At 47.7% G+C, this 17,027-nt stretch carries 17 protein-coding genes; 1 reads left to right on the top strand and 16 read right to left on the bottom strand.

Annotation, left to right across the window (positions count from 1 at the left end):
• Positions 1-11: 11 nt before the first annotated feature.
• The 6 genes from yqfC to rpsU all read right to left on the bottom strand — a co-directional run bounded on the left by yqfC (position 12) and on the right by rpsU (position 3,941).
• Positions 12-293 (bottom strand): sporulation protein YqfC, encoded by a 282-nt coding sequence (gene yqfC / locus M1E06_RS07930; RefSeq protein ID WP_020452247.1) that lies wholly within the window; start codon positions 291-293, stop codon positions 12-14.
• Between the two features lie 55 nt (positions 294-348).
• Positions 349-798 (bottom strand): hypothetical protein, encoded by a 450-nt coding sequence (locus M1E06_RS07925; protein ID WP_025811139.1) that lies wholly within the window; start codon positions 796-798, stop codon positions 349-351.
• A 29-nt stretch (positions 799-827) separates the two neighbouring features.
• On the bottom strand, positions 828-1,820 hold the full coding sequence (gene floA, locus M1E06_RS07920; RefSeq protein WP_020452249.1) for a flotillin-like protein FloA: 993 nt from the start codon (positions 1,818-1,820) through the stop codon (positions 828-830).
• Between the two features lie 23 nt (positions 1,821-1,843).
• Positions 1,844-3,163 carry an NfeD family protein gene (locus M1E06_RS07915; protein WP_020452250.1) on the bottom strand — a complete coding sequence of 440 codons (1,320 nt, stop codon included), beginning with the start codon at positions 3,161-3,163 and terminating at the stop codon, positions 1,844-1,846.
• A 143-nt stretch (positions 3,164-3,306) separates the two neighbouring features.
• Positions 3,307-3,753, bottom strand: a complete 447-nt coding sequence (locus M1E06_RS07910) for a GatB/YqeY domain-containing protein (protein ID WP_023855244.1) — start codon at positions 3,751-3,753, stop codon at positions 3,307-3,309.
• Positions 3,754-3,767: 14 nt separating this feature from the next.
• Positions 3,768-3,941, bottom strand: a complete 174-nt coding sequence (gene rpsU / locus M1E06_RS07905) for a 30S ribosomal protein S21 (RefSeq protein ID WP_003183654.1) — start codon at positions 3,939-3,941, stop codon at positions 3,768-3,770.
• Between the two features lie 185 nt (positions 3,942-4,126).
• Between rpsU and M1E06_RS07900 the strand changes: the two genes are divergently transcribed.
• On the top strand, positions 4,127-5,062 hold the full coding sequence (locus M1E06_RS07900; RefSeq protein ID WP_025811138.1) for a Na/Pi symporter: 936 nt from the start codon (positions 4,127-4,129) through the stop codon (positions 5,060-5,062).
• 18 nt (positions 5,063-5,080) lie between these two features.
• Here the strand turns inward: M1E06_RS07900 and deoC are convergent, their stop codons facing one another.
• The 10 genes from deoC to lepA form a co-directional block, all read right to left on the bottom strand.
• Positions 5,081-5,752 (bottom strand): deoxyribose-phosphate aldolase, encoded by a 672-nt coding sequence (deoC, locus tag M1E06_RS07895; RefSeq protein ID WP_025811137.1) that lies wholly within the window; start codon positions 5,750-5,752, stop codon positions 5,081-5,083.
• 89 nt (positions 5,753-5,841) lie between these two features.
• Positions 5,842-7,197 (bottom strand): tRNA (N(6)-L-threonylcarbamoyladenosine(37)-C(2))-methylthiotransferase MtaB, encoded by a 1,356-nt coding sequence (gene mtaB / locus M1E06_RS07890; RefSeq protein ID WP_020452255.1) that lies wholly within the window; start codon positions 7,195-7,197, stop codon positions 5,842-5,844.
• A 2-nt stretch (positions 7,198-7,199) separates the two neighbouring features.
• Entirely contained in the window at positions 7,200-7,967 is a 768-nt protein-coding gene (locus M1E06_RS07885) for a 16S rRNA (uracil(1498)-N(3))-methyltransferase (RefSeq protein WP_025811136.1), read from the bottom strand.
• A gap of 23 nt (positions 7,968-7,990) precedes the next feature.
• Positions 7,991-8,926: a 50S ribosomal protein L11 methyltransferase gene (prmA, locus tag M1E06_RS07880; RefSeq protein WP_020452257.1), complete on the bottom strand. Its 936-nt coding sequence runs from the start codon at positions 8,924-8,926 to the stop codon at positions 7,991-7,993.
• 23 nt (positions 8,927-8,949) lie between these two features.
• Complete coding sequence (gene dnaJ / locus M1E06_RS07875; protein ID WP_020452258.1) at positions 8,950-10,077, bottom strand: molecular chaperone DnaJ; 1,128 nt, start codon at positions 10,075-10,077, stop codon at positions 8,950-8,952.
• 182 nt (positions 10,078-10,259) lie between these two features.
• A complete protein-coding gene (gene dnaK, locus M1E06_RS07870) occupies positions 10,260-12,098 on the bottom strand; it encodes a molecular chaperone DnaK (RefSeq protein ID WP_025811135.1) in 1,839 nt (612 codons plus the stop codon).
• 23 nt (positions 12,099-12,121) lie between these two features.
• Positions 12,122-12,706 carry a nucleotide exchange factor GrpE gene (grpE, locus tag M1E06_RS07865; RefSeq protein ID WP_020452260.1) on the bottom strand — a complete coding sequence of 195 codons (585 nt, stop codon included), beginning with the start codon at positions 12,704-12,706 and terminating at the stop codon, positions 12,122-12,124.
• A 79-nt stretch (positions 12,707-12,785) separates the two neighbouring features.
• Entirely contained in the window at positions 12,786-13,817 is a 1,032-nt protein-coding gene (hrcA, locus tag M1E06_RS07860) for a heat-inducible transcriptional repressor HrcA (RefSeq protein ID WP_020452261.1), read from the bottom strand.
• Between the two features lie 80 nt (positions 13,818-13,897).
• Positions 13,898-15,037, bottom strand: coding sequence for a radical SAM family heme chaperone HemW (gene hemW / locus M1E06_RS07855; RefSeq protein WP_025811134.1), 1,140 nt, complete (start codon positions 15,035-15,037; stop codon positions 13,898-13,900).
• A gap of 59 nt (positions 15,038-15,096) precedes the next feature.
• Positions 15,097-16,935, bottom strand: coding sequence for a translation elongation factor 4 (gene lepA, locus M1E06_RS07850; protein ID WP_020452263.1), 1,839 nt, complete (start codon positions 16,933-16,935; stop codon positions 15,097-15,099).
• Between the last annotated feature and the right edge of the window lie 92 nt (positions 16,936-17,027).

Here is a 17,027-nt window from a genome sequence, read left to right as displayed (position 1 = left end):
TTCCCCCCGACTTATGAATCGATATAGCGTACGAGCTCAATCGTGCCTTCAAGCAGAATTTCCTCAGGCAAAATCGTTTTGATGACAAAGTTTTTGCCTTGAATGATGCACTGCCCCTGTTTGAGCATCAGCCTTACTTCCGTATCGCTGAAAAGCAAAAGCCCTCTGTGGTTTTCAATATATATGTGAAGTCTTCCTATCATCGTGATCCTCGGAAGATCCATCATGACATCAGGGGGAATTTCCAATGTTCTTGTCAGCCACGCTTTGATGCGGTTTTTTCTTTGCGCCATAAAAAAAGAACCCCCTTTCATCTCATATGTATGAGTGATATGGGGGTTCTAATACTTAAATTTTAGGCCGGCGCCTCATTGTGTAATGCGGCTTTCTCGACCGCGGAGGGCCGAATACTTCGCTGAGTACAACGCCTTGGACAATCGTGTTTTTATTCATATCGAGCAGCTCTTGTTTCCGGTTGACCACCCGGCTGCTCTGCTTTTTAATGGCCCGTTCAACGGCCGGCATGGACCGCTCGGCATCCGCTTGTATTCTGCGGAGTTCTGCGGCCATATCTTCGCTTTTTGCAGCAGCCGCTGCTGCAGGCCGTTGTTGTTTGTTTTCTGCCGGCTGGCGCTGTGCCGTCTGCTTCGGCATCGTCTGCGTTTTCGGCCGTTCAGGCGCCGGTTTTCGCTTGGTTTCTTCATTTTCATCATTTTTTCCGAGCTTGTTGAATATGAAGGAGATGGCTGCGATGATGGCCGCCATGATAATCGGATTGTCGAACAGGATATCAAGCAATGAGCTCCCTCCTTTTTACAGGGGCTTGTTTATTTATGATCCTCTTCATTTTGGTCTTTCGTCATCTTTCCGAAAGAATCGCGCATGTCTGTGTCGGCGTCGATGTTTTTCATATTGAGGTAGTCCATGACTCCGATCTTTCCGCTGCGGAGAGCTTCAGACATCGCAAGCGGCACTTCGGCTTCTGCCTCGACGACTTTAGCACGCATTTCTTCGACGCGGGCGCGCATTTCCTGTTCTTGCGCAACCGCCATGGCGCGGCGTTCTTCTGCTTTCGCCTGGGCGATGTTTTTATCGGCTTCAGCCTGGTCGGTCTGCAGAATCGCTCCGATGTTTTTGCCGATGTCAACGTCAGCGATATCGATCGATAGAATTTCAAACGCTGTGCCTGAATCCAATCCTTTGCTCAAGACGGTTTGTGAAATCATATCCGGGTTCTCAAGCACTTTTTTATGATTATCGGAGGAACCGATTGTCGAAACGATCCCTTCGCCGACACGGGCAATGATTGTTTCTTCTCCCGCTCCCCCGACAAGGCGGTCGATGTTTGCGCGAACCGTGATTCTCGCTTTTGCTTTCACCTCGATACCATCCATTGCTACACCGGCAATAAACGGCGTTTCGATGACTTTCGGATTAACGCTCATTTGAACGGCTTCAAGCACGTCACGGCCCGCTAAATCGATGGCCGCACATCTGGCGAATGTGAGTTCAATGTTTGCACGCTGGGCAGCGATAAGCGCGTTGACAACCCGGTCAACATTACCCCCTGCAAGATAGTGGCTTTCAAGCTGATTGATAGTAACATCAAGTCCCGCTTTATGCGCTTTGATCAGCGGGTTCACCACGCGGTTTGGAATGACGCGGCGGAGCCTCATTCCGATCAGTGTGAAAATGCTGATTTTAACACCAGCGGCCAAAGCCGAGATCCACAGCATGACCGGGACGAATGTAAAGAAGACAGCTAGTAAGATGATTCCGGCTGCTATAATTAGCAAAAGAAACAGTGTTGACGGATCCATAATATTCCTCCTAATAATATAATTTATAATTCTCTCACAACAATGCGTGAGCCTTCCACTTTAACTACTTTCACTTTCTTGTCCTTCGCGGTGAACGAGCCTTCAGATACGACATCAAGCCGTTCATCGCCGATGATGACCGTTCCGGACGGTCTGAGCGGTGTAAACGTGACGCCGGTTTTACCAATTAAATCGCGCCGGCTTTCATTTGACACATATCCGCTTTCCGTGCTTGTCGAGTCGGTTAAGATCAATTTTTTAAAAAATTTCATACGCTTCCCCAACACCCTTGTTAATAGAATGGATGCCGCTATAGAAACAGCAGTTGCAATCAAAATGGATACGGCCATGACCTTAAAGCTTCCCGATGCTAAAAAGAGGCTCGCAACAATCGCGATCAGGCCGGCAATCCCTGCTATTCCGCCCGGCAAAAAAATCTCTAAAATGATTAAAATAATGCCTGCTGCAAACAGAAGGATCGTTTCCATTCCGGCAAGCCCGGCGACGAGATGACCGTAGAAAAAGAGCAGCAGCGCGGAGAGTCCCATAAAGCCGGGGATCCCAAAACCAGGCGAATAAAGCTCGACAATCAGCCCGAGACTTCCGATTGAAAGGAGAATCGGAATCACGACCGGATGCGTGATGAACCGGGCCACCTTTTCGGCGAAGCTCACCTCGGAACGCTCGATTTTGGCATCCTTCAAGTTCAGCTTTTTCAAAAGATCATCAAGGCTCGAAACTGTGCCTTCGGAATAGCCGACTTCCAGCGCTTTGTCAGGGCTTAATGTGAGCAGCTCGCCCTTCGGCGCCCCAACTTCTTTAGCATCGACATCCGCATCGGCCATCGCGAGAGCGTATTTCGGATCACGTCCGTTTTTTTTGGCTGCGTCTTCCATTTCAGCGAGCCACAGAGATTCCGACTTTTTATCAGCGGCATTTCCCTGCGTGTCAATGATCGCGGCAGCTCCCATTTTCCCGCCGGGCGCCATATAAATATCGTCTGCATTCAAGGCGAGGTAAGCGCCTGCGGACAGAGCCCTTCTATTCACATAAGCGGTCACCGGAATGTCGGAGTTATGTATCGTATCAGCCATGTCAAGGACTGCATCGACCGCTCCGCCGGGGGTATTGATATCGAGTATGATATGTTTGGCATTCATATCTTCCGCTTCTTGAAAAGAACGCTCAAGAAATTTTGAAAGCCCTTTTTCAACCGTTTCTTCGATCGGAATGACATACACTGTATCTCCATCCGCTTTCACGGTCAAATGAACGCCTAGTAATAAGAATAAAACAAAACCGCTGGCCAGAGCAACAAAAATTCTGAATTTTTTCAGCAGCAACGATGTCTGAGACCTCCTTCCCCTATTATCATTAACATTACATACGTTATAAATGTAGCAAAGGTTTCATCTTTCTACTACTTTTCTATTGTATGAACACGCACAAAAAAAGACGCCTTTAATTGCTTAAAGGCGTCTTTTTCTTAAGACAGTTGTTTGCTGACAAGCTTATTGACGAGACCGCCGTCCGCCTTGCCTTTGACTTTCGGCATGATAGCGCTCATCACTTTGCCCATATCCGCTTTTGAAGAGGCGCCGACTTCGGCGATCGTCTCATTGACGATGCCGAGCAGCTCTTCTTCCGTCAGCTGTTCAGGCATATAAGCTTCCAGAATGTCTAACTCTTTTTGAACTTTATCTACTAAATCTGAACGATTAGCGTTTGAAAATTCATGGAGGGAGTCTTTACGCTGTTTTAATTCACGAGAAAGAACAGTCAGTTCTTCATCATCGGTCAGCCTGTCTTTCTTAAGCTTGATTGCTTCGTTTTGAAGCGAAGCTTTGACCATGCGAATGACAGTCAGTTTGTCTTTCTCACGGTTTTTCATATAGAGCTTCATATCTTGATTCAGCCGCTCAAGAAGACTCATAAATCCACCCTCTTTTAGTATTTGCGCTTTCTTGCAGCTTCAGACTTTTTCTTGCGTCTTACGCTAGGTTTTTCATAAAATTCACGCTTTCTTGCTTCCTGCAAAGTACCTGTCTTTGATACACTGCGTTTGAAGCGACGAAGAGCATCTTCAAGCGATTCGTTTTTTCTAACGACCGTTTTTGACATTCTCTTTCCCTCCCTCCGAATACACCAATCGACTGCTTTAAAAAAAGACATACATATAAACATGTACTTTGACATTATAATATAAGCCTCCGGTAAGGTCAACCAAGGAGAATCGTTTTATTGTTCAGTCATGATTTCGGCAGCTTGTCTGTATATATTTATAAAGGAGGCTGTTCGAAAAACTGATGATAATCTTGATCTTATTCATATTATTGATCGTTCTTTTTCTCAAAGGCATGAGCATGCTGAGAAAAGGCTTGATTTCACTGACATTTGAAAAAATCGAAAAGCGGCTGCTGTTTTTCACGGATCATCCGGTGAAAGCCTTTTTGGTCAGCATTGTATTTACGGGGGTTTTGCAAAGCAGCTCGGCATTTATGGTGATCGTCATTGGCTTTGTCTCGGTAGGCGCCCTTTCATTTAAACGTTCGATTCCGCTCATTTTGGGAACAAACATCGGGTCCACCTTCACAACGGAATTTTTGGCGGTGAAGCTGGAATTTTTGATTTTTGCCCTCTTTGCCGCAGGTGCGGTTCTTTTCATGGCCGGAAAATCCCCTTTTCGGCAAGTGGGCGTAAGCATGATCGGCTTGGGTGTTATTTTTTTCTGTATCAGCGGCTTTAACCGGCTTGCCGTGCCGTTGTCACAGCTAGACTCGGGCGCTTATATTGTGCAGCTTGCTGAAAATTCACCGCTTTACGCCTTAATCATCGGCACGGTGTTGACCGCGATGATTCATTCCAGTTCGGCGTGTGTCGGCATCCTGATGAGCTTTATGGATCAAGGTGTCGTCGGTTTGACCGAAGCGATGAGCGTTGTTCTCGGCTCCAATATCGGGACATGCATCACAGCCGTGATGGCGTCCTTCAAAGGCGGAGCTGCGGCCAGGCAAACGGCTTATGCCCATGTGCTGTTTAATGTCATCGGTGTAGCAGCTGTATACCCCCTGCTCTCATCAATAACAGGCTTTATCTCCGGACTGTCTGAAAGCCCCGCTCAGCAGATTGCCCATTTCAGCCTGCTCTTCAACGTCGTCACATCCCTATTGTTTCTGCCGCTCTCAAATCTGTTTCATTCGCTGATCATGTTTCTCATTCCAAACAAAAACCAGGCCCGGTAAACGCCTGGTTTTTGTTGATTAGTAGTCTTCATCCGCTGTTAAGCCTTTGACAATCGACACGCCTGCGCTTGCTCCGATTCTCGTCGCTCCGGCTTCAACCATGGCAAGGGCGCTTTCCTTATCGCGGACGCCCCCTGATGCTTTAACGCCGATAACAGGTCCGACAGCTTCCCGCATCAGTTTTATATCCTGAACTGTCGCACCGCCGCCGGAAAAACCGCTCGATGTTTTGACAAAGTCGGCGCCGGCTTTTACGGCCAGTTCACAAGCGTGCCTTTTTTCTTCATCCGTCAACAGTGAGGTCTCTATGATGACTTTTACGAGAGCTTTGCCGTCTGCCGCGTCTGTCACCGCTCTGATGTCATGCTCCACGGTTCGGGTATCGCGGTCTTTTAATGCACCGATGTTGATCACCATATCAACTTCACCGGCCCCGTCTGCAATCGCCTGCCTGGTTTCAAAGGCTTTTGTTTCCGGAGACGCCGCACCTAAAGGAAAGCCGATAACCGTGCACACTTTCACTTCTGAATCTTTAAGAAGCTCGGCGCACAGCTTTACCCAGCAAGGGTTGACGCAAACGGAAGCAAAATCGTATACACGTGCTTCTTTGCAAAGCGCTTCGATTTCGGATGTGACAGCATCAGGCTTCAATAGCGTGTGATCGATCATTCGCGCAATTTGTTTTGTCATCGTCACGACTCCTTTTCAAGTGGTTGTCTTTTATGATATTCGCAAAAAAAGCCGGAACACCTTTTTCGTGAACCGGCTAAATTGATCATTTATGACGATAAGCGGATGTTTTCATGGACGTCGTCTTCGGCGACGCGGACGAACTGGCCTTTATTGTACGGATAGCCGGCTTTTAAGATCTTCACTTTAACAAGCTGGCCGATCAGGTCTTCGGAACCTTCGAAAACGACCTTCATATAGTTGTCCGTGTAGCCGACAAGCAGATTGTCTTCGCCCGTTTCCGTGAACGGCTCTTCCGGAATGATTTCCAGAACATCGCCTTCATAATCTGATGCGTATTCTTTCGCAAGCTGATCTGAAAGAGCGATCAGTTTGTGAACTCTTTCGTTTTTCACGTTCTCGTCAACCTGGCCATCCATGCGTGCTGCTGGAGTTCCGGTCCGTTTGCTGTACGGGAAGACGTGGAGCTCGGAAAACTTGTGTTCTTTAATAAAGTTGTACGTCTCCATGAATTCTTCTTCCGTTTCCCCCGGGAAGCCGACGATCACATCAGAAGTGACTGCGAGCCCCGGAAGAGCTTTTTTGAGTTTCGTCAGCCTGTCAGCGAAAAACTCCATCGTATACTTTCTTCTCATCCGTTTTAAAACGCTGTTTGAGCCGGATTGAAGCGGAATGTGAAGGTGTCTGACGATCTTGTCTGAGCGGTCAAGCACTTCAATCACTTCGTCTGTAATTTGGCTCGCTTCGATTGAAGAGATACGGATTCGTTTCAGACCTTTCACACGGCTGTCCAGTTCTTTCAACAGCTGTGCAAAGTTGTAGTCTTTCATATCTTCTCCATAACCGCCGGTGTGAATACCGGTTAAAACGATTTCTTTATAGCCGGCATCAACGAGCTGCTGCGCCTGGCGGATGACTTCCTCAGGGTCGCGGGAACGAAGCAGGCCGCGCGCCCACGGAATGATGCAGAATGTGCAGAAATTGTTGCAGCCTTCTTGAATTTTCAATGAAGCACGTGTTCTGTCGGTAAATGCAGGAACATCAAGCTCCTCAAACACTCTTGCTTTCATAATATTGCTGACGCCGTTAATCGGCTGTCTTTCTTCCTGGTACTGCTTAATATAGCCGAGCATTTTTTCACGGTCCTGCGTACCGACGACGATATCAACGCCCGGGATCGCCATGATTTCCGCCGGGGAAGTCTGGGCGTAGCACCCTGTCACACAAATGACGGCGTCAGGATTTTGGCGGATCGCCCGTCTGATCACCTGGCGGCTTTTTTTATCACCTGTATTTGTGACGGTGCATGTATTAATGACGTATACGTCCGCCGAACTTTCGAATTCTTTTCTTTCGTAGCCGGCTTCTTTGAAAAGCTGCCAAATTGCTTCTGTTTCATAATGGTTGACCTTGCAGCCAAGTGTATGAAATGCAACGGTTGCCATTGTTATTCACCTCTTAGTAACTCTGTATGATAAGAAACTGCCGCCAACGCGTACAGCGGAGCTGTTTCCGCCCTTAAGATCCGCGGACCGAGCCCGCAGGCGAGGGCTCCTTTTTCTTTAAGCGCCTCAATTTCATCTTCTGAAAATCCGCCTTCAGGACCAAACACCATGAGCACGGATGATCCTTCCGGCAGGCTTTTGAGCACGGATTGAAACCGGCTCGTCTCGCCTTGCTTTGATGACTCTTCGTATGCAACGACACATTTATCGAAGTCCTCAAGGCTCTCAAGCAAACGTTGAAACGTGTGAACCGGCGCCACATCGGGAATCGTGTTTCTGTGGGACTGTTCTGCGGCTTCCTTGGCGATTTTCGCCCACCTTTCCCGCTTTTTCTTTGCCTTTTTTTCATCAAGTTTAACAACGGAGCGTGATGCCTGAAAAGGAATAAACGAGCTTGCACCGAGCTCTGTCCCTTTTTGAATGATCCATTCCAGCTTATCTCCTTTTGGAAGGCCGTTTGCAATATGGATCTGGACGGGCAGTTCGCGTGTTTTCCCCGTCCATTCGATTACGCTCAATAAAACCTCTTCTTTTGTGACGGACTCGATCCGGCAGTTCGCTTCATGGCCGTCTTTTGCACAGCAAATGACCTCGTCTCCGGGAGACATCCTCATCACGGTCGCAATGTGATGAACGTCTTCGCCTTTGATCGAGAACACAGGTGCGGCCGTGACCTCTTGTTTTGATTGTTCGATAAAATATCGTTGCATACGCTTGTCACACCTACTAACGATTATTTTTCAGCGATGATGCTGACCCAGTCCTCCATTGAAAGAACCTCGACGATCGTAAAGCCTTCTTTCACCAGTGCATCTTTGACTTCCTGTTTTTTCTGCTGAATGATTCCCGAAGTAATGAAATAACCGCCGTCTTTCAACAGGCTGTATGCCTGATCCGTAAAGCGCAAGATGACCTCGGCCAGGATGTTGGCGACGATGACGTCTTTTTCCCCTTCGACGCCGTCAAGCAGATTATTTTGCTTGATCTCGATATGATCGCTGACTTTATTGAGCTTGGAGTTCAAGCGGGCGCTTTCCACGGCTACAGGATCGAGATCATATCCTTCAACCTGTTTGGCGCGAAGCATGGCTGATGCAATGCTCAAAATGCCTGTTCCCGTTCCGACATCCACGACCGAATCCCCTTCTTTCACATACCTTTCGAGCGCCTGTATGCAAAGTACGGTTGTCGGGTGTGTGCCTGTTCCGAACGCCATTCCCGGGTCCATCTCGATGATGAGCTCATCCGTATGAACCGGTGTGTACTCTTCCCATGTCGGAACAATCGTAAACTTCTCGGAAATTTTTACGGGATGATAATATTTTTTCCATGCTGTCGCCCATTCTTCTTCGTTAACCTCGCTGATGGTGATTTTGTTCCGTCCGAGGTCAATATCATACAGCAGCAGATTATTGATGGTTTCCTTGATTCCTTCTACGGTCTCTCCCAAAAAGCTGTTGATCGGGAGATACGCTTTAATGATGACTCCTTCATCAGGGTAATCATTGGGGTCGAGCTGGTAGATTTCTCCGTATACATTCTCACGCTCTTTAATTAAATCAAGCGGATCTTCAATTACGACTCCACTCGCACCAGCTTCATGCAAAATATTCGAGATGGGCTCAACCGCTTCATGTGTCGTGTGAATGCAGATTTCGGACCATTTCATACTACCAACTCCTCATCCAATCATTAATCGCCTTTAAAGGCGCGCTTTACTTTATCGAAAAAACTCATTTCCTGTTCATCCGGCATATTTCCGCTCACTTCTGCAAATTCGCGGAGAATATTTTTCTGGTTTTCTGTTAAATTCGTCGGTGTCACGACGCGGACGACGATGTGCTGATCGCCTTGACCGTACCCGCGTACGTTGGCAACGCCTTTTCCTTTTAAACGGAACTTGGTGCCTGTCTGCGTGCCCGCCGGCACTTTTAATTTTACTTTACCGTGAAGAGTAGGCACTTCGATTTCGTCCCCGAGCGCAGCCTGTGCAAATGTCAGCGGCATTTCGCAGTAAATATCGTCGCCATCGCGCTCGAAAAATTCGTGTTCTTGGACGCGGAAAACGACGAATAAGTCACCTGACGGACCGCCGTTGATCCCCGGTTCACCCTGTCCGGATACTCGAAGCTGCTGGCCGTCATCCACACCCGCCGGGATGGTGACATTGATTTTCTTGCGTTTTTTCACTTTTCCTGTACCGCCGCAAGTTGAACATTTGTGTTTAATTTGCTTACCCGTTCCATTACAGTAATGACATACTCTTCTGTTGACAACTTTTCCGAACGGAGTCGACTGCTCCATGTTCAGCTGGCCAGAGCCGCCGCAGTGTGAACATGTTTCCGGCTTTGTTCCCGGTTTCGCGCCTGAGCCGCTGCATGTTTCACATGTTTCTTCACGCGGAATTTCTATCGTCGTCTCTTTTCCGAAGGCCGCTTCTTCAAATGACAGTGTCATCGTATACTGCAGATCGGCGCCCTGCCTCGGGGCATTCGGGTCTCTCCGCCTTGCGCCGCCTCCGAAAATGCTTGAGAAAATATCGTCAAACCCAAAGCCGCCGAAGTCGCCGCCGCCGAAACCTCCGCCGCCAAATCCCTGATTTGGATCGGTGTGGCCAAACTGGTCGTAATGGGCCCGTTTTTGGTCATCAGAAAGTGTTTCATAGGCTTCTTTGACTTCTTTGAATTTTTCATCCGCTCCGGCTTCTTTGTTGATGTCCGGGTGATATTTTTTAGAAAGCTTGCGGTAAGCTTTTTTAATCTCATCTTTAGAAGCGCTCTTACCTACCCCAAGCACCTCATAGTAATCACGCTTACTCATCTCTTCACACTCCCGATTTTCTCACATAAATTAGATTGTATCATTTCAAATTATGTTTTTTCAATTCCTTTTGTCCTTTAGGAAGAAAAAAGTCAAAGTCAAGAGATCCTGACTTTGACTTTCATCGCCTGTAAGGTCATGTGCTGTGCAAACCGGGGTAAGCACAGCACATTTTATTTCAATTATTTTTGATCTTTGTCGTCGTTTACTTCTTCATATTCAGCGTCAACGACATTGTCGTCGGCTTTTTTAGCGCCGGCGCCGCCGTCTTGCTGAGCCTGAGCCTGTTTTGCAGCTTCTTCGTAAAGCTTCATTGAAAGCTCTTGGACGATCGCTTGCAGCTCATCTTTTTTCGCCTTGATTTCATCAAGGTCATTTTTCTCGATCGCAGCTTTTAACGCGTCTTTTGCATCATTCGCTTTTTTCACTTGCGCTTCATCGGCTTTGCCTTCAAGATCTTTCAGCGTTTTTTCAGTTGTGAAGACAAGCTGATCCGCTTCGTTGCGAAGCTCGATTTCTTCTTTTTTCTTCTCATCCGCTTCGGCGTTTTCTTCAGCTTCTTTCACCATGCGTTCGATTTCCTCGTCAGAAAGACCTGAAGAAGATTTGATCGTGATGTTTTGCTCTTTGCCGGTACCCAGATCTTTCGCACTGACGTTGACGATACCATTCTTATCGATGTCAAATGACACTTCGATTTGCGGTACGCCGCGAGGAGCCGGCGGAATATCTGTAAGCTGGAAGCGTCCGAGCGTTTTGTTGTCGGCAGCCATCGGGCGCTCACCTTGGAGCACGTGGATGTCAACCGCTGTTTGGTTGTCAGCCGCTGTTGAGAACACTTGGGACTTGCTTGTCGGGATTGTCGTGTTGCGGTCAATCAGCTTCGTGAACACGCCGCCCATTGTTTCGATACCAAGTGACAGCGGAGTTACGTCCAGAAGGACAACATCTTTGACATCGCCTGTGATGACGCCGCCTTGAATGGCTGCACCAAGGGCTACGACTTCGTCAGGGTTGACGCCTTTATGCGCTTCTTTTCCAGTTTCTTTTTTGATCGCTTCCTGAACGGCAGGAATACGTGTTGATCCGCCGACAAGAATTACTTTGTCGATTTCGCTTGCAGAAAGCCCCGCATCTTGAAGAGCCTGGCGGACTGGACCCATTGTGCGCTCTACCAAGTGTGAAGACAGCTCTTCAAACTTCGCGCGGGTCAGTGTCAATTCAAGGTGCAGCGGACCTGCGTCACCGGCTGTGATAAACGGCAGCGAAATTTGCGTAGAAGATACGCCGGAAAGGTCTTTTTTCGCTTTCTCAGCCGCATCTTTTAAGCGCTGAAGCGCCATTTTATCTTTAGAAAGATCAATGCCGTTTTCTTTCTTGAATTCTGAGACGAGATGATCGATGATCACTTGGTCAAAGTCGTCTCCTCCAAGGCGGTTGTCACCCGCTGTAGAACGAACTTCGAATACGCCGTCTCCCAATTCAAGGATGGAAACGTCGAATGTACCGCCGCCAAGGTCGTAGACGAGGATCGTCTGATCTTCTTCCGTCTTATCCAGACCGTATGCAAGCGCAGCTGCAGTCGGCTCGTTGATGATCCGCTCAACTTCAAGTCCGGCGATTTTACCGGCATCCTTTGTCGCTTGACGTTCTGCATCATTGAAGTATGCAGGAACTGTGATTACGGCTTTAGATACAGTTTCGCCTAAATAGCTTTCAGCATATGATTTCAAATGCTGAAGGATGATGGCAGACACTTCTTGCGGCGTGTACTTTTTGCCTTCGATTTCAACTGTATAGTCCGTGCCCATGTGGCGCTTGACCGACATGATCGTGTTCGGATTCGTGATGGACTGGCGTTTCGCCACTTCACCCACCTGGCGCTCTCCGTTTTTAAATGCAACAACCGAAGGAGTCGTGCGGGCCCCTTCTGGATTTGGGATGACTTTCGGCTCTCCGCCTTCAAGCACTGCAACGCATGAGTTCGTTGTTCCCAAGTCGATTCCGATTACTTTGCTCATGATTTTTACCTCCTGCTATGTAGTTATTGGTTGACTTTTACCATAGAAGGACGGATCACCCGGTCCTTAAGTTTATAGCCTTTTTGCAGTTCCTCAACGACTGCGTTTGATTCGTACGCTTCATCCTCGACCTGCATAACAGCCTGGTGCATGTTCGGGTCAAATTGCTCTCCGACTGAAGGAATCTGTTCAACTCCTTCATTTTTAAGAGCCTCCAAAATTTGACGGTGCACCATTTCCATCCCTTGAAGCAGGCTTTTCGTCTGCTCGTTGTCAGGATCGATCTGTAGCGCGCGTTCAAAGTTGTCAAGCGCCGGCAGCAAATCGCTGATGATGCGCTGGGAACGGTACTTTTCAGCAGCCTCAAGGTCAAGGCGTGCGCGTCGTTTGTAGTTTTCAAAGTCCGCCTGAACACGTAAAAGTTTATTTTCTTTTTCTTCAAGACGTTCTTGAAGTTCTTTGAGTTGTTTTTCAAGCATTTCTGTTTGCGTGTCTTCTGCCGGGGCATCAGCTTCAGCAGCCGTTTGTTCGGCTTCGGCTGTCTCCGCTTCTGTCTCGTTCAGTTCCTCTTGTTCGTTTAGCTCTTCAGTTTGTTTTTCTTCTGCCATCTGTGTTCACCTCCCTTAAAGGATGAGTTTCATGATAAAGAAGGGATTTCTCCCTTCTGTTTTGTTTTCAGGTACTGCCTTACCCATCATACAAACTTGTCAACGCTTTTGACAAGTCAGATGATACGTGCTGAAGCAAACCGACGACGCGGGAGTAGTCCATGCGCGTCGGCCCGATGACCGCGATGGAGCCGATCTGTTTTGAACCGACCGTGTATGTCGCGGTAATCAGGCTGCAGTTTTCCATTTCTTCATAGTCGTTTTCCTTGCCGATTTTAATGGTAATTCCGGACTCAGTCGACTGAAAGAGCCGGAGAAGCTCCTGTTCTTTCTCAATGAGCGACAATAGCGATTTCACTCTGTCAATATCGTGAAATTCGGGCTGATTCAGCATATTAATCTTGCCGCCGAAAAACAGCCGGTCGGTTTGAACAGATGAATCCAGCGTTGCGCCGAGCCCGTGTAAAATCGTATCGTAATTTTGGATATGCGACTTTAAGAAGATGACGACCTCTTTGAAAATCCTGTCTTTCAGCTCTGAGATCGGCACGCCTCTAAGGCGTTCATTTAATATATTCACCAGCTTTTCGAGATCGGAAAGATTGACCTCCGCCGGAAAGTTGATCGTTTTATTCTCGACATGGCCGGTATTCGTTACTAGAATGGCAACGGCCTTCTTAGGCTGAATCGGCACAATCTGGATCTGTTTGAGATGATTTTCGCTCAGTCTCGGACCGAGGACAATCGATGTATAATTTGTCAGATCAGACAGTACTTGAGCCGACTTCTGCACCGCTTTTTCGAGTTCAAAGATTTTTTCTTTGAAAACCGAATGAATAATGTTCAAGTCCGTTTTTGACAGCTTTCCGGGTGAAAGCAGATGATCGACATAATAGCGATAGCCTTTTTCAGAAGGAATCCGGCCTGAAGATGAGTGGGTTTTTTCAATAAAACCGAGCTCTTCCAAGTCAGCCATTTCGTTTCTGATCGTTGCTGAGCTGAATGTGATATCTTCCTTTTTGGAAAGCGTTCTTGATCCTACCGGCTGAGCTGAACGAATGAAATCGTTGACGATAACCTGCAAGATTAACAGCTGACGATTTGTTAACATCCATATCACCCCTGTTAGCACTCGACACAACTGAGTGCTAATTGTATATCAAAATTACCAAACCAAAATCAAAATGTCAATTATAACTCACCCAGGAATGCTTGAAACACTTCATTCCCTAACAGTTTTCCATTATGTGTTAAAAATACGTTGTTGCTCGTGTTCACAATCAGCCCTGTTTCTTCCAGCGAACGGAGCACTTTCGGGAAGAGATCGTCAACAGTTCTTCCGTATTTTTGGAAAAAGTGTTCTTTGTCTACTCCCGCGGTTTTTCGAAGACCGAGAAACATTTCTTCTTCAATCTGTTCATTTTTTGTAACCCTGTGTTTTTCTTTATAAGGAAAACCTGACTGCTCAATCAGGTCGATATAATGTTTAACAGGGCCGGCATTTACCGTTCTTTCACCATTGATATAGCCGTGCGCGCCCGCGCCCAAACCGAAATACTCCTCATTGTTCCAATATGTGAGGTTATGTTTGCTCTCATATCCTTTTTTGGCGTAGTTGCTGATTTCGTATTGGCCGATGCCCGCTTCTTCCATTTTCCGCATCACAAGTTCGTACATTTCTGCTTCCTGATCCTGCGGAGGCAGGTGAAGCCGACCCTTTTTCATCAAGTTATAAAAAACGGTTTTCGGCTCGACGATCAGCGAATAGACCGAATAATGTTCAGCCCCGAGGGCAAGCGCCGTATCGAGCGATGAAGCGAAGTGGCCGATGGTTTGTCCTGGCAGACCGAACATCAGGTCAAGGCTGATATTATCGAACCCCGCGTTTCGCGCTCTTTCAAAGGAAACGAGTACGTCTTTTTGCTCGTGGACTCTGCCGATTTTTTTTAGCAGCTCGTCTTCAAACGTCTGTACGCCAAAGCTCAGCCTGTCTACACCGGCGGCTTTTAAAACCTCCAGCTTTTCAGCCGATAAATCGTCGGGATTGGCTTCCACTGCAAATTCGGCAAGGCTTTCGGACGGTTTCAAAACGCGATGAATGGAATCAAGAAGCCGCTCAAGCTGCGCTTCCGACAGCGATGTCGGCGTTCCTCCCCCGATAAAGATCGTTTTCAGCTCCGGATGTCCGGCCGCTTCCATTGAATTGGCCATTTCCTTCTCTAAAGAACGCAAATATTCATCAACAGGCTGAGATTGAATAAAAAACTTGTTGAAGTCGCAATAATGGCAAATGTGCTCGCAAAACGGAATATGGATATATGCTGCTTTCATTGTTTTCACCTTCTTTTACAGGAAGAAGCCGCAGTGTGTTACGCTGCGGCAGCTCATGATTATGATTTCGGGCTGCTGTCGTCCATTTTCAGGACTGCCATAAAGGCTTCCTGCGGAACTTCGACAGAGCCGACCTGTTTCATTCTTCGCTTTCCTTCCTTTTGCTTTTCGAGCAGTTTGCGTTTTCTGGAAATATCCCCGCCGTAGCACTTCGCCAAAACGTTTTTGCGCATGGCTTTGATGGTTGAACGGGCGACAATTTTTGTGCCGATGGCTGCCTGGACAGGCACTTCAAACTGCTGGCGCGGAATGAGTTCCTTCAGCTTTTCGACAATAACTTTTCCCCGTTCATACGCATAATCGCGGTGAACGATAAAGGAAAGGGCATCGATTTTTTCGCCGTTCAGCATAATATCCATTTTCACGAGCTTGGACGGTTTATATCCGATGAGTTCGTAATCAAATGACGCATAGCCTTTCGTATTTGATTTAAGCTGATCGAAAAACTCGTAGACGATTTCCGCAAGCGGAATTTCGTAGACAATGCTGACGCGGTTCGCATCAAGGTACTGCATATCGATAAACTGGCCGCGCTTGCCCTGGCACAGTTCCATGACCGCTCCGACAAAGTCGTTCGGCACCATCATCGTCGCTTTGACGAACGGTTCTTCCACCCGGTCGATCTTCTGCGGATCAGGCATATTTGACGGGTTATCGACAACGATTTTTTCTCCGTCTGTCATGTACACGTCATAGATAACACTCGGAGCCGTCGTAATCAAATCGATGTTGAATTCACGTTCAATCCGCTCCTGAATAATTTCCATGTGGAGCATCCCTAGGAAACCGCAGCGGAAGCCGAATCCGAGAGCCTGGGACGTTTCCGCCTCATACTGAAGGGCTGAATCGTTTAGCTCAAGTTTTTCAAGCGCTTCCCGCAAGTCGTTGTATTTCGCTGTATCAATCGGATACAGACCGCAATAGACCATCGGATTCAGTTTTCTGTAGCCTGGCAGGGCTTCGGGCGCTGGGTTTTCCGCACTTGTAATCGTATCCCCTACACGGGTGTCTCCGACGTTTTTGATTGCGGCCGTCAGGAATCCGACGTCGCCGACAGTCAGTTCGTCAACCGGGACGGCCTTCGGTGTGAAAACGCCGACTTCAGTGACTTCAAATTCTTTTCCGGTCGCCATCATCTTGATTTTTTGACCGGCTTTTACGGTACCTTGGACGACTCTGATATAGGCGACGACCCCGCGGTATGCATCATACAGAGAGTCAAAGATCAACGCTTGAAGCGGCGCTTCCGGATCTCCGCTTGGTGCGGGAACCTTTTCAACGATCTGCTCCAATATTTCTTCAATTCCGATGCCTGCTTTTGCTGAAGCAAGGACGGCTTCTGAAGCGTCAAGACCGATGACATCCTCGACTTCCTGGCGGACGCGTTCGGGTTCTGCGCTCGGAAGGTCGATTTTATTAATGACCGGCAGGATTTCAAGGTCGTTGTCAAGCGCAAGGTAAACGTTTGCCAGCGTTTGCGCCTCGATTCCCTGTGCGGCGTCGACGACGAGAATCGCGCCTTCGCATGCGGCAAGGCTTCTCGAAACCTCATACGTAAAATCGACGTGTCCCGGGGTATCGATCAGATGAAAAATATATTCCTCTCCGTCCTTTGCCTGATATTTCAGCTGTACGGAGTTCAGTTTAATGGTGATTCCTCTTTCACGTTCTAAATCCATCGAGTCGAGGAGCTGTTCTTTCATTTCCCTTTGAGTGATTGCCGCCGTCTTTTCAAGGATTCGATCCGCAAGCGTTGACTTGCCGTGATCGATATGGGCGATAATAGAGAAATTTCGGATTCTCGACTGCCTTTGTAATCGTTTTTCTTTATCTGTCACACTAATCACTCCTACTATGAAACGCAATATGCGCTAGCTTAGATTATATCAATAGGGTTGTGAAGATTCAATGCTAAGTCACATATGCTTTC

Source organism: Bacillus sp. AK124 (assembly GCF_053903085.1).
The sequence above is the reverse complement of the archived record's forward strand: the minus strand, read 5'-3'. Positions and strand labels throughout refer to the sequence as shown.